Here is a 3,164-nt window from a genome sequence, read left to right as displayed (position 1 = left end):
ATTTAAAATTAATTAAAATATTTTAATAAAAATCTATCTTTTTCATGTATAACTTATACAATTGATCAAAATTTCGGTTTCTTCCCAAAATTAATTTATTTTATGAGGCTAGCTATGCCAAAGGCACAGAAACTTACTTTAGCAGTATTAATTAATGCTGCGTTAATCACCTCAACATATGCAAGCGAACAAAGCGAAGCAAAAGGATTTGTTGAAGATGCAAGCGGAAATGTTCTTTTCCGTACTGGTTTTTTACATCGTGACAAAAAACACGGCAATAAAGACACAAGCTCATATGCGCAAACTGCGATGGTTAAGCTAGACTCTGGCTTTACTCAAGGTGTTGTCGGTTTCGGTGCTGGAATTATTGGTGACGCATCTTTTAAATTAGGCCCGAATAAGAATGCTGGTAACGGCATGATTCCTCGTGAACGCCTAAACGGTATAGACGGTACTGGTGACACATATGACCATTGGGCGCGTGGTGGCGGTTACGTAAAAGCACGTTACTCAAATACAACCGTTACTTATGGTACTCAGATTCTTGATCTTCCAGTTCTTTCAAGTAATACAGCGCGTTTAGTACCTGAATATTTTGAAGGTGTTTTAGCAAACAGCCGTGAGATTGATGGTTTAGAAGTTACCGTCGGTAAATTTACTAAAAACCAATATTCTGATCAGATTAAATCTGATGGCAATGAATTAGACCGTGCTGTAGTTTGGGGTGCAAAATACAAGGTCAACGATCAATTGAATACAGCCTACTTCGGTACTGATATTCAAGATCGTTTAGAACGTCACTATATTAATGCGAACTATAAGCAACCTCTAGCGAACAATAGTTCATTAACCTATGATTTCAGTGGATATCATACTGATTGGGATCGCCAAGCAAATAACAGCTTATATTCTTATATCGGCTCAGTAGATGATAGCTACAAAAACTCTATCTGGGCAATTTCAACCACTTACAACACTGGCCCACATACAGTAATGCTCGCTTACCAACAAAACAGCGGTAGTGCAGGTTACGACTATGGACTAGGTAAAGGTGTTGGAGATGGTCACCAAACTATTCATTTGCCAAACTCATATCTTTCTGACTTCATCGGTAATGATGAGAAATCTGCTCAACTGCAATATAGTCTTGACTTTGGAAGCTTCGGTGTACCAGGATTAACTTGGACTACAGCATTTGTTTATGGTTGGGGTATCAACACTAACACAGCAGTAAAAGATGCGAATGACGTTGTGATTGCTCGTCTACGTACAGCTGACAATGCAACAGAACGTGAATTCTTTAACCAAGTGAAATACACAGTTCAATCAGGTTTTGCGAAAGATGCAAGCTTGCGTGTACGTCACTCATATTACCGCGCTAGCGATGAATACCAAGCTGGTTATATCGGTGATACCAATGAATGGCGTCTCTGGCTTGATATTCCTGTGAAGTTTTTCTAATTCATAGTTGATCAAGTAAAAAACCTCCATTCAAATTTGAATGGAGGTTTTTTTATAAACTAGATTTAAAAACTAAAATCTAGTTAAACACTAAAATATTACTTTTTAGCTGCTTCAATTGCTTTTAGCACTTCTTCTTTTGCTACAGCAGAACCTTCCCAACCATTCGTTTTTACCCATTTACCAGGCTCTAAATCTTTATAATGATTGAAGAAATGTTCGATCTGGCTCAACAGTAATTGAGGAAGGTCAGAATATTCCTGAACATCTTTATACAATGGAGATAATTTTTCATGTGGAACAGCGATAAGCTTAGTATCGATACCAGCTTCATCTTCCATAATGAGTTTACCCACTGGGCGGCAGCGAATAACTGAACCGATCGCAACAGGATGAGGTGTAACCACCAATACATCTAAAGGATCGCCATCTTCAGATAGTGTATTTGGTACATAACCATAGTTTGCTGGGTAGAACATTGCTGTACCCATGAAACGATCTACAAATAATGTATCCGTATCTTTATCGATTTCATATTTGACTGGTGCTGCATTTGCAGGAATCTCAATGATAACATTGATGTCATTTGGGGCATCTTTACCCGCAGGAACATTGCTATAGCTCATATCAACACTCGTGTATGTGGATTGAATATAAAAAATCGGTCAGATTATAACGTGAATACCAGCAAAATGATGCTGTATATTGGTATTAGAGCAAATGAATTTTTACATTCCATTTGATTTAAGTGATTTTTATGGTAATCACAAATAATAAAATTGGGCAAAGTATAGAAAAGAGCCAAATGATTGAACGCAAAGTTGCCCAATTTGCGAGATAACAAATTCCATAAATGACTCGGAAAACAATATAAGCCCACCCCAACGCCAAAATAAAGCGTTCAGGAATCACCATATATTCCGCCATCAAAATGGCAGCAATAAACAAAGGTAAGCTTTCAAAACTATTTTGTTGAACTGCATTTGCCCGAGCGGAAAGACCTGTGGTTTTTGCTAAAAAGTCACGAGGATTCTGATTGTCTTTGGCTTGGAAACCACCCGTTGATTTTGCAATCAAGGTAAAAACATAAGGTAATAAACATGCGATGATAATAATCAATATAATACCGTTAATACCTTGCATGCGTTGACATCCATCTTTGAAGTTCGTCTCATCATGCTATCATAACTTAAACTTTCATTTGTACTTGTTCGATAAGCATTTTTGCGGTTCTGTGTGGACTGCAGTCTAAGCTGAATAAAGTCTCGTTGTTTTATTTTTAGGATCCGTTTATGCAAAACCAAGATCAAAAAGAAATGTTGGATGTTCTCGCACAACAACGTCAACACCAACTCAAAGTTGATCGTATTCTAAAAATTGTGTTGCCTATCGTTGCATTTTTATTGAGTGTGATCTGCGCAAATCTTAACTGGCAATCAACATTAGGTACATTTTTGATTTTAACCATCGCTTTTTATGCCGTTGGAATTAAACGCCTCATGCTTTGGCACTGGTTAACTATTATTGTGCTCTATGTTTTTGCGGATAATTACTTTAGTTTCAATGGCTTTGATATAACTAGATTGCGCTTTCAGTTAATTACGATGTTTATTTTTGTGGGTATCGTCGGCATTGGTCGCCCTTATATTGATCGCTGGCTTATGAAAAAATCAAACTAAAATATCTAAAAAAATCGACACTAC

General features: G+C 37.1%; 4 protein-coding genes. 2 read left to right on the top strand and 2 right to left on the bottom strand.

Annotated elements, in window-relative coordinates; translation table 11 throughout:
* Positions 1-114: 114 nt before the first annotated feature.
* Positions 115-1,461 carry an OprD family outer membrane porin gene (locus HMPREF0023_RS14120; protein WP_017396613.1) on the top strand — a complete coding sequence of 449 codons (1,347 nt, stop codon included), beginning with the start codon at positions 115-117 and terminating at the stop codon, positions 1,459-1,461.
* 98 nt (positions 1,462-1,559) lie between these two features.
* On the opposite strand, the gene ppa is transcribed toward HMPREF0023_RS14120, so the two are convergent.
* Both ppa and HMPREF0023_RS14110 read right to left on the bottom strand, forming a co-directional pair.
* Positions 1,560-2,087, bottom strand: a complete 528-nt coding sequence (ppa, locus tag HMPREF0023_RS14115; RefSeq protein WP_004637542.1) for an inorganic diphosphatase — start codon at positions 2,085-2,087, stop codon at positions 1,560-1,562.
* A 118-nt stretch (positions 2,088-2,205) separates the two neighbouring features.
* On the bottom strand, positions 2,206-2,604 hold the full coding sequence (locus HMPREF0023_RS14110) for an MAPEG family protein (RefSeq protein WP_005087881.1): 399 nt from the start codon (positions 2,602-2,604) through the stop codon (positions 2,206-2,208).
* Between the two features lie 149 nt (positions 2,605-2,753).
* On the opposite strand from HMPREF0023_RS14110, the gene HMPREF0023_RS14105 reads away from it, so the two are divergent.
* Positions 2,754-3,140 (top strand): hypothetical protein, encoded by a 387-nt coding sequence (locus HMPREF0023_RS14105; protein ID WP_008942407.1) that lies wholly within the window; start codon positions 2,754-2,756, stop codon positions 3,138-3,140.
* Positions 3,141-3,164: the final 24 nt, after the last annotated feature.

It is taken from the genome of Acinetobacter sp. ATCC 27244 (assembly GCF_000156555.1).
GTDB classification, from domain to species: domain Bacteria; phylum Pseudomonadota; class Gammaproteobacteria; order Pseudomonadales; family Moraxellaceae; genus Acinetobacter; species Acinetobacter haemolyticus.
This window is presented reverse-complemented; position numbering and strand designations above follow the sequence as displayed.